Source organism: Halomonas shantousis (assembly GCF_054654615.1).
The window spans coordinates 3,467,635-3,481,963 of the sequence record NZ_BAAIER010000002.1 but is presented as its reverse complement, the minus strand read 5'-3'; the positions used below and the strand labels follow the sequence as shown (position 1 = coordinate 3,481,963).

Genomic DNA, 14,329 nt, shown 5'->3' with positions numbered 1-14,329 from the left:
GCGCTACGATACGTGACGTGGCAACATCAATCTGCCTGATAGTTAATTTTTATACCGGTCATAAGGCCAATCAAATTGGATCATGGCAGCCACGGCTTTAGTCTACGTTACGAATTTACTCACATGATCCATTCATGTTCCAAGGAGAGCTAAATGAGCGTATTGGTTGGACGTCAAGCACCCGATTTCGACACTGCCGCAGTATTGGGCGACGGCACCATCGTCGACAGCTTCAAGCTGTCCGATAGCAACGGCAAGCTGCGCGTGCTGTTCTTCTGGCCGCTGGACTTCACTTTCGTCTGCCCGTCGGAAATCATCGCTCACGACAATCGTCTGGCGAAGTTCAAGGAACTGGGCGTGGAAGTGATCGGCGTGTCCATCGACTCTCAGTTCACTCACCATGCCTGGCGCAAGACTTCTCCCGAGAAGGGCGGTATCGGTGAAGTCGGCTTCCCGATCGTGGCTGACGTCAAGCATGAAGTGACCCAGGCCTACGGCATCGAGCACCCGGATGCGGGCGTCGCGATGCGGGCGTCTTTCCTGATCGACGAGAACGGCGTCGTTCAGCACCAGGTCGTCAATAATCTGCCGCTGGGCCGTAACGTCGATGAGATGCTGCGCATGGTCAAGGCGCTGCAGCACCATCAGAAGCACGGTGAAGTTTGCCCGGCTGGCTGGGAAGAAGGCCAGGAAGGCATGAAGGATACGGCGGAAGGCGTCGCTAAGTATCTGGGCACGCATTCCACAACGCTGTAAGGCGGTTTTTGGGGCGGCCTTCGGCCGCCCTTCGCTTATGCGGCCTGGCGTGCCGGAGGCGTGGTGTTTTTCGGTTGTGGCAGAATTGGCGTATATTTCCAGCGGCTTGTGGCATGGACTGTTTCGGCAGTTCATTCCTCAGGCCGTTTTGCGATGGTTTCCCGTGCCATCTTCCTATTTTTCACCTCAGTGAAGCGAGGACCCTATGAGTGTTGCGCGCCATGAACGCTTGATCATTCTCGGCTCCGGGCCGGCCGGTTATTCGGCTGCCGTCTATGCCGCCCGCGCCAATCTCAAGCCGCTGCTGATTACCGGCATGCAGATGGGCGGGCAGCTGACGACCACCACTGACGTCGACAACTGGCCGGGCGACGATGCCGGCGTGCAGGGGCCCGAGTTGATGGAGCGTATGCGTCGCCATGCCGAGCGCTTCGATACCGAAATCCTCTTCGACCACATTCATGAAGTGGAGCTGCGTCAGAAGCCCTTCACGCTCAAGGGTGACAATGGCACCTATACTTGTGACGCGTTGATTATCTCCACCGGTGCCAGTGCCCGCTATCTGGGGCTGCCCTCCGAGCAGCAGTACATGGGGCAGGGCGTGTCCGCCTGCGCCACTTGTGACGGCTTCTTCTATCGTGGCCAGGAAGTGGTGGTGGTCGGCGGTGGCAATACCGCCGTGGAGGAGGCGCTGTACCTGTCCAATATCGCTTCCAAGGTGACCCTGGTGCATCGCCGCGACAGTCTGCGTGCCGAGAAGATTCTGCAAGACAAGCTCTTCGAGAAAGTGACCAACGGCAACATGGCGGTCGAATGGCACCAGGCACTGGATGAAGTGCTGGGCGATGCTTCCGGCGTCACGGGCGTCCGCCTGCGTTCGACACTCAACGACAGCACCAAGGAACTGGCGGTAACGGGTGTGTTCATCGCCATTGGTCATACGCCGAACACGGCTATTTTCGAAGGCCAGCTGGAAATGAACAGCGGCTACATCAAGGTGCGCTCAGGCCTGGAGGGCAATGCCACGGCCACCAGCGTGCCGGGAGTCTTTGCGGCTGGTGACGTCATCGATCACGTCTATCGTCAGGCCATCACTTCCGCGGGAACAGGCTGCATGGCGGCACTCGATGTCGAGCGCTACCTCGACGGTATCGAATCCGCCACTATCGAATAAGTGCCCTAATCTCTCAAGGCCCGGTTTCCGGGCCCTTGTCGTTTTTGCATTTCCCGAAGCATTCGGACACTTCCCGATGGTCCTGGCGGTGTTCTCAGTAGTGAGGCGGGATTTCATCCTGGGCACGAAAGGGCTCGTCGTCTCTCGCTTCAAGTGCCTGACGTTGGGCTCTGAGGCGCTCCTGCATCAGTTCTCCCATCCTCTCCAGGCGTTCGAGTCGCTGGTCCTGCTGGGCGATCGCCCGATCGAGCGTGTCCAGCCAGTCTTCCTGATAGGCCAGGCGGCTTTCCAGTGCTTCGAGGCGCTGTTCCAGCAGGGCAAGCGGGTCGGCATGGGTCATGCTAGAATCCTCCGGCTGTGTGTCACCCCATCATGACACCGCCATGGTTTTCCGCCCAGGCATAACGTGCTGCCGGGTCTTTCTGTCATCACAAAAAGAGAAATCGAGGTCCATGAATCGCAAGGTCATTCTTCGTTGTATTTTCACCAGTCTCGTGATTGCCGCGCTATCTCCGTTGTTGATCCTGTTCTTTATCATGCTGGCGGAGGGGGGCCTGGCCAGCGAAATGAACGACAGGCTGGAAGCGGCCGGCATGACTCGGGTCTACATCGCCACGTTGCTGGCGGTATTCCTGGTATCGCTGGCCGCGACACTGGCCGTCCAAGCCCTTGCGCCACAGCGGGCGAGCCTGGCCGAGGTCGAAGACGACGACCGCGAAATCGGCGAGGTGAAGTGGTTCAACGTCAACAAGGGATATGGCTTCATCACCCGCGACAGCGGCGAAGACGTCTTCGTGCATTTTCGCGCCATCCGGGGCAAGGGGCACCGGACCCTGGCCGAGGGTCAGAAGGTTCGCTATCACGTCGTGCAGAATGAGCGCGGCCTGCAGGCCGATGACGTCACCGTCATCACCTGATCGGCCGCGCCAGCCCGCAACGCCCGCTCGGATCGAGCGGGCGTTTTACGTTATGGCGATGCGGGCTTCGCCGTGTCCTGGAGAGCACCGTTGTGGGCGGCCTCGGCACGCGACTCGGATTCGACGAATATGCGTTTCACGTGTGGATGTGCCTGCTTGATGGCCCGATCCAGGGTGACGATGGAACGCTCGATACTTTCCGCCGGCGTACCACGGGCGAAATGCACACTGAGATTGACCAGAATGTAGTCGGGTCCCATATGCATGGTCAGCACTTCGTGGACAGTCTCGACTCCCTCGGCCTGTCCGGCAAGCCGGCGAATGTTATCGACGACCGACCGGTTGGCGCTTTCGCCTATCAACAGCCCCTTGGTCTCGACCGCCAGCCAGATAGCCGTCCCACCCAGGATCAGGCCGATGATGACCGAGGCAATACCGTCAAAGACGGGATTGCCAGTCCACTGGCTCAAGGCCACGCCCGCCAGTGCCGCCAGCAGGCCGAGCAGCGCGGCGGAGTCCTCGAACACCACCACGAACATCGAGGGATCCTTGCCGCGATGAACGGCTTCGAGATAGCCCCATTTGCCCTTGGTCTTGCGAAACTCGTTGAGCGCGAAGGCCCAGGAAGCCCCTTCGAAGAGAATGCCCAGCCCCAGCACCGCATAGTTGATAAGCGGCGACTCCATCGGTTCGGGATCGAGAATGTGGATGATGCCTTCGTAAAGCGATATCCCCGAGCCGATGGCGAAAATCAGCAGCGCTACCACAAAGCTCCAGAAATATATTTCCTTGCCGTGACCAAAGGGAAACTGGGCATCGGGCGGCTTCTTGGCCCGATGCATGCCCAGCAGCAACAGGACCTGATTGCCGGTATCCACGACCGAGTGGATGCCCTCGGAGAGCATGGCGGAACTGCCGGTCATCGCGGCCGCGATGAACTTGGTAACGGCAATTAACGTGTTGCCTGCCATGGCGGCATAGATGACCGCCTTCGATTCAGATGCCATGAACTTTCCTTCTTCCTTGAAGTTGACGAACCCCGATAGAGTATCGGACAAGTCCGAAGGGCTTGCCGTATCGAGGCGTGCGCCGGCTACTTGCCGGAATCGGGCCAGGTGATGGCCCCTTCGGTGCCATCGGGTAGCACTTGCCAGAAACGGTCGGGATCGTCCCCCGGCTGCCAGCCGCCCAGTGAGCAGCGCACCTCGCAGCCCAGTTGCGTGGCCGCTGCCCGGGCGCAATCCACGTCGCGTAGCCAGGGCGTCTCGGCGCTGTCGAACCACAAGCTGGCGTAGCCGTCGGCGGCGTTCTCGACCAGCAGAACGGGAACGCTGCTCCCATCATGCCGGCCGCGGGCACGCCACTGCCGCTTGCCGGCCCGGACAAGGCTCGGCATCTCGTCCAGCGCATCGCTGAGCCAGGCCTCGAGAGAGCCGATATCCACGGATGCCAGATAAACCTCAATGTCGGGATAGCGCTGCATGGGCTGCCTCAGGTGAAGAGTCGCTTGAGAATCGCTTCGTAGATGTGGCTCAGGGTATCCAGGTCCGCGGCGCGAACGCGCTCGTTGACCTTGTGGATGGTGGCGTTGACCGGCCCCAGTTCCACGACCTGTGTCCCCAGCGTGGCGATGAAACGGCCATCCGAGGTGCCGCCCGCGGTGGACAGCTGCGGTCGTACGCCCTGCACGCTCTCGACGCCAGCCAGTGTGGCATCGATCAGTGCGCCTTCGGCGGTCAGAAACGGCTCGCCGTTCAGCGTCCAGTCGAGCCGGTAGTCGAGCCCGTGGGCATCGAGGATCGCTCGGGTGCGGGCCTTGAGCTCGTCGAAAGTGACCTCGGTGGAGTAGCGGAAGTTGAATACCACTTCCAGTTCGCCGGGAATCACGTTGGTGGCACCGGTTCCGGCCCGGATGTTGGAAATCTGGAAGCTGGTGGCGGGGAAGAAGGCATTGCCGTTATCCCAGCATTCGCGGGCCAAGGCATCGAGCGCCGGTGCCGCGTCATGAATGGGATTGCGCGCCAGGTGCGGGTAGGCAACGTGGCCCTGCACACCTTTGACGTGCAGCACGCCCCCCAGGGAGCCGCGCCGGCCATTCTTGACCATGTCACCCAGGCGATCGGTGGAGGAGGGCTCGCCGACGATGCAGTAGTCGAGACGCTGCTGCGCCTCGCGCAGATGCTCGACCACGGCGCGCGTGCCATCGACGGCCGGCCCCTCCTCATCGGCGGTGATCACGAAAGCGATCCGACCGTCGTGCTCGGGGGTGGCTTCGACGAAGCGCTCCACGGCAGTCACCATGGCGGCCAGGCTGCCTTTCATGTCGGCGGCGCCCCGACCGCAGAGCTCGCCGGCGTCATTGATGCAGGGGGCGAAGGGGGGCGACTCCCAGTTGGCTTCGGGGCCGCTGGGCACTACGTCGGTGTGCCCGGCGAATGCCAGGACCGGCCCGCGATGACCGCGTATCGCCCAGAAGTTTTCGACCTCTCCGAAGCGCAATCGCTCGATCTCGAAGCCGAGACGGGCCAGACGCTCGATCATCACCTCCTGGCAGCCGGCATCGTCGGGCGTTACCGACGGGCGGCGCATCAGGTCGAAGGCCAGCTCGAGCGTCGGTGAGAGGGGCGATGAAGTCCGTGAGGACTCGGCGGTATCAGACAGTGGCATGGGAGTCTCGGATGATGAAGAAGCGCGCCCGCCGAAGCGGGCGCAAGGGTCAGGATCAGTTATGCGCGTGTAGCGCTTCGTTGAGCTCGATGGCGCTCTTGTTGGTCAGGCACTCGATACGCCCGTTGAGCGAGTTGCGACGCAACAGCAGATCGCTCTGCCCGGCCAGATCGCGCCCGGCGACGGTCTCGACCAGCTCACCCTTGTCGTCGAGCACCGCCACCTTGGCGCCGGCCGTAAGATACAGGCCGGCTTCGACGGTGCAGCGATCGCCCAACGGAATGCCGATGCCGGCGTTAGCACCGATCAGGCAGCCTTCACCGACGGAAATGACGATATTGCCACCTCCGGACAGCGTGCCCATGGTCGAGCAGCCACCGCCCAGATCGGATCCCTTGCCGACCATGACGCCGGCCGAGATGCGGCCCTCGATCATGCCCGGCCCTTCAGTGCCGGCGTTGAAGTTGACAAAGCCTTCATGCATGACGGTGGTGCCCTCGCCGAGATAGGCACCCAGGCGCACGCGGGCGGTGTCGGCGACGCGGATGCCCTGGGGCACCACGTAATCGGTCATCTTGGGGAACTTGTCGACGCAGTCCACCGACAGCGTCCGGCCTTCCAGACGCGCCTTGAGGCGTCGCGCCGGCAGTTCCTCGACGTCGATGGCGCCTTCATTGGTCCAGGCAATGTTCTTCAACAGGCCGAACATGCCGCTCAGGTCGATGCCATGGGGCTTGACCAGCCGATGCGACAGCAGGTGCAGCTTGAGATAGACCTCGGGAATGCTGCTCGGCGCCTCGTCAGTCTCGAGAAATACCGCGACCAGCGGTCGCTGGCTCATGAACAGGGTCTCGGCGAGCTCGGCCTGGGCATCATCGCCGGCGCTGCGCAGGGCCGTGGCCAACGCGGCGCAGTGCTCGGGCAGGAAGCTGACCACGGCGTTGCCGGCGGGGGCTTCCAGCGCCTGACGGGCGGCATCGATCAGCGCGGTATCGGGATGGTGCAGCGGGGCGGGATAATAGACTTCCAGCCAGTCGCCTTGGGTGTTCTGGGAGCCGATTCCAAGGGCGAAGCTCAGCATGACAGTGTCCTCGTCGTGTTCAGTGATGGTTGATTCGGGCCGGTATGCGGGCCGCCTCCGGTCGGGCGGCGCGGTTATTGTGCCGGCGTCGTGTGTGCCGGCGTCGTGTCCTTCAGAGCCGCGTACGTCTCGTTCTTGAAGCCCACGATCAGGGCGTCACCGGTGTCGAGCACCGGCCGCTTGATCAAGGTGGGGTGTGCCAGCAGCAGCGCGCGGGCCCGCTCGGCGTCGAGGGCTTGACGCTCTTCGTCGGGGAGGCCGCGCCAGGTCTGGCTGCGCGTATTGAGCAGACTTTGCCAGTCGGCGCGCGTCAGGAAACCATCGAGCCGCGCTGCGTCCAGGCCGTCTTCACGCAGATCGTGATAACGGTACGGGACACCGTGAGTCTCGAGCGCCTTGCGCGCCTTGCGACAGGTGTCGCAGGTCTTGATGCCATACAGGATAACCATGCAATCTCCTGGCCCGTCATGCGTGAGTGGCTAGTAGCGACGCTCGATGAAGCGGCGGATCCGGCCGGCGGCTTCCACGGTTGCCTCGGTCCCGGCCACCAGGGCCAGGCGCACGCGCCCTGCGCCGGGGTTGCCGCCCGGCGTCGCGCGGGACATGTAACGCCCGGGCAGCACCGTCACATGCTGCTCGGCGAACAGCCCGCGGGCAAAGGCCTCGTCATCGCCATCGGGAACCGCCGGCCATAGATAGAAGCTCGCCTCGGGCGCGGCGAACTCCATCACTGGCGCGAGAATCTCGGTGACGGCGGCGAACTTGGCACGATAGGCGTCGCGGTTGGCCAGAACGTGAGCTTCATCGTTCCAGGCAACGATCGAGGCCTGCTGCACCTGTAGCGGCATGGCGCAGCCATGATAGGTGCGATAACGCTTGAAGGGGGCGATCAGCGCAGCGTCGCCGGCGACGAATCCCGAGCGCAGTCCGGGCAGGTTGGAGCGCTTGGAAAGCGAGTGGAAGACGACGCAGCGCCGGTAGTCGTCGCGGCCGAGTGCGGCGCAGGCCTGCAGCAGGCCGGGCGGCGGCGCGGCTTCGTCGAGATACAGCTCCGAATAGCACTCGTCGGAAGCGACGATGAAATCGAACTCGTCGGCGAGTTCCAGCAGGCGCTGGAACTCGGCCAGTGGTGTCACCGCGCCGGTGGGATTGCCCGGGGAGCAGACGAAGACGATCTGTACCTCGCGCCAGGTGTCCGCGGGCACGGCGTCGAAGTCGGGGCGAAAGCCGTGCTCGGCCCGGCAGTCGAGATACAGCGGCTGGCCCCCGGCGAGCAGGGCGGCACCTTCGTAGATCTGGTAGAAGGGGTTGGGCACGGCGACCTTTGCGGGGCGCGAACGGTCGAGTGCAGCCTGCACAAAGGCGAAGATGGCCTCACGCGTGCCGTTGACCGGCAGTACATGATGCTCGGGGTCGAGACTGCCCGGCGGCAGGGCGAAGCGCCGCGCGGCCCAGTCGGCCATGGCCTGGCGCAATTCGGGCAGGCCGGCAGTGGCCGGGTAGCGCGCCACGTCGCTGGCGTGGCGGTTGAGCGCCTCGAGCACTGCGGCGGGCGGCGCATGCTGAGGCTCACCGATCGACAGCGGAATGGGCGTGAGCGTGGCCGGCGCTGTCACGCCGGCCTTCAGGGTGGCCAGCCTCTCGAAGGGGTAGGGTTTGAGAGCGTCGAGATCCGGATTCATCGAAATTCCAGCGTGGTCCGGAGGCCGGACGACATGTCGTTATGGAGGCGTGCCGTCCGGCGGCGGAATGCTCCGGCTTGCACGAAGCCCCCGATTATAGGCAAGCCGGCGGGGTGCCTCAAATCGGAGCGGCGTATGGCTCAGCGATGCGTCTCAGACATCGAGCATCTCGCACAAGCGCTTGCGCAAGCGGGCCTGGCGTTCGGGGTCGGTCAGCGGCTGTCCGGTCTTGTCGGTAATGAAGAACACGTCCTCGACGCGCTCCCCCAGGGTGGCGATCTTGGCCGCGGACAGGGCGATGTCCTGCTCCATGAAGATGCGGCCGACCCGGGCCAGCAGGCCGGGGCGGTCCGGCGCGATCAGCTCGAGCGCAGTGCGATGGTTGGCGGCATCCTGCTCGATGATGACCTGGGTCGGCACCTTGAAATGCTTGAGCTGGCGCGGCGTGTGGCGGCTGACGATCCGCGGGTAGTCCTCGGGGTCGTCGAGCTCCTCGACCAGATACTGGCGGATGTCCGCCAGACGGGCGGGATCGCGGATGGGCTCGTCGTTGTCGTCGAGCACGATGAAGGTGTTCAGCGTCCAGTCGTTGCTTGAAGTCGCGATTCGAGCGTCGTGGATCGATAGCCCCAGCTGTTCCATGGCTGCTGCAGTGGCGGCGAACAGGTCATCCACCGAACGGGTGTGGATGAAGACCTTGGTGCCCCCCTCCGTCATGTCCTCGGTGGGGGCGTTGACCAGCACCAGCGGCAGCGGGGAAGGCTCGTGTGCCAGGATGCCCTGGGTCTGCCAGACGATCTCGCTGGGCGAATACTGCAGGAAGTAGTCCTCGCCGAAGGACGTCCATAGCTGCTCGACCCGGGCGGCATCGGCGCCGAGGCTCCTGAGCAGGCCCAGCGCCTCCTCGCGGGACTCCTGGGCCCATTCACCGCGATCGAGGGCGTTGTCGAGGCCGCGGCGCAGCACGCGCTTGGTCTCGGTATACAGCTGACGCAGCAGCGAGGCGCGCCAGCCGTTCCACAGCGAGGGATTGGTGGCGTTGATGTCGGCAACGGTGAGCACATAGAGATAGTTCAGCCGCACCTCGTCGCGCATCTGCTCGGCGAATTCGCGGATCACGTCGGGGTCGGAGATGTCGCGTTTCTGCGCCGTCATCGACATGAGCAGGTGCTGCTCGACCAGCCATGCCACCAGTCGCGTGTCCCGTGCCGACAGGCCGTGACGTTCGCAGAAATCCGCGGCGTCCTGAGCGCCGAGCAGCGAGTGATCGCCGCCGCGACCCTTGCCGATGTCATGATACAGCCCGGCGATCCACAGCAGCTCGAGCTTGGGTAACTGGTGAACGAGGGTGGCGGCAACCGGGAAGTCATGGCGCCCTTCCGGCTCGCGAAAGCGCTGCACGAACTTCAGCAGCCTCAGCGTATGGGCATCGACGGTATAGATGTGGAACAGGTCGTGCTGCATCAGGCCGACGGCCTGACCGAATTCCGGCAGGTACTTGCCGAGCACGCCGTAGCGCGACATGCGCCGCAACTGACGGGCGACGTTGCCGCCCGAGCGCAGCAGTTCCATGAACAGGCTGTGGTGACGAACGTCGTCGCGGAAGGCGTCGTCGATCTGGTGGCGGTGATCACGGATCAGGCGAATGGTGGAAGCGCGTACGCCCTCGATCTCGGGATGCTGGGCCATGAGCAGGAACAGCTCGAGCAGGGCTCCCGGGCGGCGCTTGAATACGTTGGAATGGCGAGCCTGGATATAGTTGCCCTTGATCTCGAAGCGCTTGTTGAGGGCGCGGGCCTCGAGTTTCTCGTCGGCATGCAGGATGACCTCGTCGAAATGCTGCAACAGCATATCGTTGAGGCCCGCCAGGGTAGTGACATGCCGGTAGTAGCGCTTCATGAACTGTTCGACGGCCAGGCGCTCCGGAGTGTCCACGTAGCCGAACAGTCCGGCGATGGCGCGCTGATGGTCGAACAGCAGGCGATCCTCGGCGCGCCCGGTGAGCATGTGCAGGGCATAGCGGACCTGCCAGAGAAAAGCCTGGCCCTGACTGAGGATGCGCAGCTCGGCATCGTTCATGAAGCCCTGGGCGACGACATCCTCGTAGCGCAGTGGCCCGAAGTGACGCTTGGCGACCCAGCCGATCATCTGGATATCGCGCAGCCCGCCGGGGGAGCTCTTGATGTTGGGCTCGAGATGATACTCCGAGTTGTTGAAGCGGTAGTGGCGGGTGATCTGCTCCTGCCACTTGGCTTTGAAGAAGGCATCCGAGGGCCACATGGCGGTGGTGGCCAGGCGATTGCGCATGGCATCGCGCAAGCTCTCCGGGCCCGCCAGCGTACGGGTCTCGAGCAGGTTCGTGATCACCGTGACGTCGGCGCGGGCCTCGCGCTCGCAGTCGGACAACGAACGCACGCTCTGGCCGATCTCGAGACCGATATCCCACAAGAAGGTGATGAAGGCGGTCAGTGGCTCTCGATAGGGTGTGTCATCGTCGTGCTCGAGCAGCAATAGCAGGTCGATATCCGAGTGCGGGTGCAACTCTCCCCGGCCATAGCCGCCTACGGCGAGCAGTGCCACGCCGTCATCGGGCCAGGCGTGGCGCGACCAGACAACGCCAAGCAGCTGATCCAGGCACCAGGCGCGACCGTGTATCAGGTCGCGGATATCGGCACCGGCCCGGAAGCGTTCGTCGAGGCGCGTCTGAATGGCGCGCAGCGCCTGCTTGAACACGGCAATAGGCGTGCGGCTGGCCTGAAGCTCGGCGCTGAAGGCCGATACGTCGAACAGCGTCTCGTCGGGGGTGAAGCGGTAGTGGTGAAGCAGCATTCGGCGTGAGTCTCCGGACGAGCGTGGGAAACGCGGAACTTCTGCATGATGCGTTCGAGCGTGGCGCGACTGTATACGATACGAACAACGGACTCTGTAGTGCGAACAGCAACGGGCTTTGCAGCAAGAATAAGAGTATGCGCGAACCATTACGTGCGAAAGAGCGACGGCAGGCCGCCTCGAGCCATGATAACGGCAAAGCGCGGGTCCCGGCAGTAGGCTGTCATACTGCCAGGAAGGAGGCGGGCTCAGGCGTTCAGGAAGGACAGGTCCTCGTCGGCGCGCGCTGTCAGCACCTCGACGCCGTCGGCCGTGACCAGCAGGGTGTGTTCCCACTGTGCACTCAGACTCTTGTCCTTGGTCACCGCCGTCCAGCCGTCCCTGAGCACCTTGGTCTGGAAACCGCCGACGTTGATCATCGGCTCGATGGTCAGGCACATGCCTTCGGCGAGCTCGGCGTCGGCCGCGGGATCGTAGCCATCGTAGTGCAGAATCTGGGGCTCCTCGTGAAAGCCTGCGCCGATGCCGTGGCCGCAGAAGTCACGCACCACCGAGTAGCCGTTGGCCTCGGCATGGCTCTGGATGACGCGGCCCAGCTCCGAAAGGCGTACGCCGGGGCGTACCAGCGCCATGCTCTTGTACAGGCATTCCTGTGTCACTCGGCACAGCCGTTCGCCCTGGATGGTTTCGCCGATGATGAACATCATGCTGGTGTCGCCGTGATAGCCCTCGGGGGTCTTCACGGTGATGTCCAGGTTCATGATGTCACCCTTCTTCAACTTCTTGTCGAAATCGGGAATGCCATGGCAGACCACGTGGTTGATCGAGGTACAGACCGATTTGGGGAAGCCGTGGTAATTGAGCGACGCGGGTGTCGAGCCCAACTCGTTGACAATGTAGTCGTAACACAGACGATCGATTTCACCGGTACTGACCCCGGCCTGAACGTGAGGGGTGATCATTTCCATTACGCTGGCGGCCTGGCGACCGGCTTCGCGCATCTTTTCGATTTCATCGGGTGTCTTGATGGGAATGTTCATGCGATCTCGGGTCGGAAGGGTTCGGGCCTGTCGGCATGGCTCGCAGGTGGCTCTGGCCTGAATGACGCTGGCGAACCGCGAGTGCGGCAGGCGACGACTTCATCTTGGAATCGTTCTATGGTATAAAGCCGCGCGCTTTACTGCAATCTTCTACACTGGTTCTGCTCAGGCAGGGCGAGTTTGCGATAAGGCGCGAAAACAGCTTAACGCCTGAAAAACACACATGCACCGTCACATGGTCCCGGGTGCCGCGGCAGCGTCTCGCGATGCGCAGCGGTCGGATCCATGGGGTGTGTGGAGGCCCAACCCGATTCTCAGGAGTCATCCATGGCACAAGTCAATATGCGTGACCTGCTCAAGGCAGGCGCCCACTTCGGTCACCAGACCAAGTACTGGAACCCGAAGATGAGCAAATTCATCTTTGGCGCGCGCAACAAGATCCATATCATCAACCTCGAGCACACCCTGCCGGCACTGAATGAAGCGATCGGCGTGGTCGAGAAGATGGCTGCTTCCAATAACAAGATCCTGTTCGTCGGCACCAAGCGTTCCGCCAGCAAGATCATCAAGGAAGAGGCCAGTCGGGCCGGTCAGCCGTTCGTCAACCACCGCTGGCTCGGCGGCATGCTGACCAACTACAAGACCATCCGTCAGTCCATCAAGCGTCTGCGCGAGCTGGAAACCATGCGTGAGGACGGTACCTTCGAGAAGCTGACCAAGAAGGAAGTCCTGATGGCGACCCGCGAGCAGGACAAGCTCGAGCGCTCCATCGGCGGTATCAAGGACATGGGCGGTCTGCCCGATGCACTGTTCGTGATCGACGTCGATCACGAGCGCATCGCGATCAACGAAGCCAACAAGCTGGGTATTCCGGTCATCGGCGTGGTCGATACCAACTCCGATCCGGACGGCGTGGATTACGTGATCCCGGGTAATGATGACTCCATCCGCGCGATCCAGATCTACGTGCAGGCCATCGCCGATGCCTGCGCCAAGGCGAAGGAAGGTCGTCCCGACGAGTTCGTCGAAGTCACCGAAACGAACAGCGAAGTCGCCGAGTGATTGCGTCATGCCTGCTGATCCGTCACATGGCCGCGCTAGACTGACAACGCGCTTTTGGTCATGGTCTGGAGCAGACAACGGAGGGGGCTACGGCCCCCTTTTTTCACCGCTCGACCGTTGGGCGAATGTTCGCCTGGAATACGAATCAAGACGTCGAACCATTCAGAGGTAATATCATGGCAGCTATCAGCGCATCTCTGGTCAAGGAACTGCGCGAACGTACCGGACTCGGCATGATGGAGTGCAAGAAGGCACTCACCGAAGCCGACGGCGATATCGAGAAGGCGATCGAGGATCTGCGCAAGAACGCAGGCCTGAAATCGGCCAAGAAGGCCGGTCGCGTCGCCGCCGAAGGTATTATCATGACGCGCGTGGCCGAAGACGGCAGCTACGGGGTCATGCTCGAAGTCAACTCCGAGACCGACTTCGTCGCCCGTGACGAGAACCTCAGGAGCTTTGCCGACAAGGTGCTGGCCAAGGTCTTCGAGACCAAGTCCGAAAGCATTGCCGAGGTGATGGACGGGGAACTCGAGGAAGCTCGCAACCAGCTGGTGCAGAAGATCGGCGAGAACATCACCGTGCGTCGTGCCGCGGTCGTCGATGCGCCGGCGGGCGGCCTGGTCGGCGCTTACGTCCACGGTGACCGCATCGGCGTGCTGACGCAACTGACCGGTGGCAATGCCGAGGTTGCCAAGGATGTCGCCATGCACGTGGCAGCGATCAACCCGACCGTGGCACGTCCGGACGACATGCCGCAGGAAGTGCTGGACAAGGAGAAGGCCATTATCCTGGCGCAGCCCGACATGGCGGGCAAGCCGTCGGAAATCGCCGAGAAGATGGTCCAGGGGCGTCTCAAGAAGTATCTGGCCGAGAACAGCCTCACCGAGCAGCCGTTCGTCAAGGACCCCAACACGACCGTTGCCAGCTACGTCAAGGCAGCCGGTGGCGAGGTGCTGGGTTTCACCCGTTTCGAAGTGGGTGAAGGCATCGAGAAGGAAGAAGTCGACTTTGCCAAGGAAGTCATGGAACAGGCTCGCCGGAGCTAAGGTCCGACTTGTGAAGTCTTGATGGCGTGCGCTCAGGTGCACGCCATCGCGTATCCGGCCCATGGGCCACCGCTT

Annotated in this window: 14 protein-coding genes; 5 read left to right on the top strand and 9 right to left on the bottom strand. The window is 62.7% G+C overall.

The features are described 5' to 3' along the window. The first annotated feature begins 153 nt into the window (after positions 1 to 153). Positions 154 to 756 (top strand): peroxiredoxin, encoded by a 603-nt coding sequence (locus tag ACYQ12_RS16420; protein ID WP_459873829.1) that lies wholly within the window; start codon positions 154 to 156, stop codon positions 754 to 756. Positions 757 to 961: 205 nt separating this feature from the next. Further along, the gene (gene trxB, locus ACYQ12_RS16415; RefSeq protein ID WP_459873827.1) at positions 962 to 1,930 is read left to right on the top strand and encodes a thioredoxin-disulfide reductase; all 969 of its coding nucleotides are present in this window, start codon (positions 962 to 964) and stop codon (positions 1,928 to 1,930) included. A 94-nt stretch (positions 1,931 to 2,024) separates the two neighbouring features. Here the strand turns inward: trxB and ACYQ12_RS16410 are convergent, their stop codons facing one another. Next, a complete protein-coding gene (locus ACYQ12_RS16410) occupies positions 2,025 to 2,270 on the bottom strand; it encodes a SlyX family protein (RefSeq protein ID WP_459873825.1) in 246 nt (81 codons plus the stop codon). A gap of 112 nt (positions 2,271 to 2,382) precedes the next feature. On the opposite strand from ACYQ12_RS16410, the gene ACYQ12_RS16405 reads away from it, so the two are divergent. Continuing rightward, complete coding sequence (locus ACYQ12_RS16405) at positions 2,383 to 2,847, top strand: cold-shock protein (RefSeq protein WP_459873823.1); 465 nt, start codon at positions 2,383 to 2,385, stop codon at positions 2,845 to 2,847. A 50-nt stretch (positions 2,848 to 2,897) separates the two neighbouring features. On the opposite strand, the gene ACYQ12_RS16400 is transcribed toward ACYQ12_RS16405, so the two are convergent. From ACYQ12_RS16400 to map, 8 genes are all read right to left on the bottom strand, one after another. Next, positions 2,898 to 3,854, bottom strand: coding sequence for a cation diffusion facilitator family transporter (locus ACYQ12_RS16400; protein ID WP_459873821.1), 957 nt, complete (start codon positions 3,852 to 3,854; stop codon positions 2,898 to 2,900). An 86-nt stretch (positions 3,855 to 3,940) separates the two neighbouring features. Beyond that, positions 3,941 to 4,330 carry a hypothetical protein gene (locus ACYQ12_RS16395; RefSeq protein WP_459873819.1) on the bottom strand — a complete coding sequence of 130 codons (390 nt, stop codon included), beginning with the start codon at positions 4,328 to 4,330 and terminating at the stop codon, positions 3,941 to 3,943. Between the two features lie 8 nt (positions 4,331 to 4,338). Further along, positions 4,339 to 5,514, bottom strand: a complete 1,176-nt coding sequence (gene dapE, locus ACYQ12_RS16390) for a succinyl-diaminopimelate desuccinylase (protein WP_459873817.1) — start codon at positions 5,512 to 5,514, stop codon at positions 4,339 to 4,341. Between the two features lie 55 nt (positions 5,515 to 5,569). Further along, on the bottom strand, positions 5,570 to 6,595 hold the full coding sequence (gene dapD, locus ACYQ12_RS16385; RefSeq protein WP_459873815.1) for a 2,3,4,5-tetrahydropyridine-2,6-dicarboxylate N-succinyltransferase: 1,026 nt from the start codon (positions 6,593 to 6,595) through the stop codon (positions 5,570 to 5,572). A 74-nt stretch (positions 6,596 to 6,669) separates the two neighbouring features. Continuing rightward, positions 6,670 to 7,044, bottom strand: a complete 375-nt coding sequence (locus ACYQ12_RS16380) for an ArsC family reductase (RefSeq protein ID WP_459873813.1) — start codon at positions 7,042 to 7,044, stop codon at positions 6,670 to 6,672. Positions 7,045 to 7,074: 30 nt separating this feature from the next. After that, positions 7,075 to 8,277, bottom strand: a complete 1,203-nt coding sequence (dapC, locus tag ACYQ12_RS16375; RefSeq protein WP_459873811.1) for a succinyldiaminopimelate transaminase — start codon at positions 8,275 to 8,277, stop codon at positions 7,075 to 7,077. A 153-nt stretch (positions 8,278 to 8,430) separates the two neighbouring features. Next, positions 8,431 to 11,106, bottom strand: a complete 2,676-nt coding sequence (locus ACYQ12_RS16370; RefSeq protein WP_459873809.1) for a [protein-PII] uridylyltransferase — start codon at positions 11,104 to 11,106, stop codon at positions 8,431 to 8,433. 248 nt (positions 11,107 to 11,354) lie between these two features. After that, positions 11,355 to 12,146, bottom strand: coding sequence for a type I methionyl aminopeptidase (gene map, locus ACYQ12_RS16365; protein ID WP_459873807.1), 792 nt, complete (start codon positions 12,144 to 12,146; stop codon positions 11,355 to 11,357). 327 nt (positions 12,147 to 12,473) lie between these two features. Here map and rpsB point away from each other — a divergent pair, with 327 nt between their 5' ends. Next, positions 12,474 to 13,208 carry a 30S ribosomal protein S2 gene (gene rpsB / locus ACYQ12_RS16360; protein ID WP_459873805.1) on the top strand — a complete coding sequence of 245 codons (735 nt, stop codon included), beginning with the start codon at positions 12,474 to 12,476 and terminating at the stop codon, positions 13,206 to 13,208. Positions 13,209 to 13,384: 176 nt separating this feature from the next. After that, positions 13,385 to 14,254 (top strand): translation elongation factor Ts, encoded by an 870-nt coding sequence (tsf, locus tag ACYQ12_RS16355; protein WP_459873803.1) that lies wholly within the window; start codon positions 13,385 to 13,387, stop codon positions 14,252 to 14,254. The last annotated feature ends 75 nt before the right edge of the window (positions 14,255 to 14,329 follow it).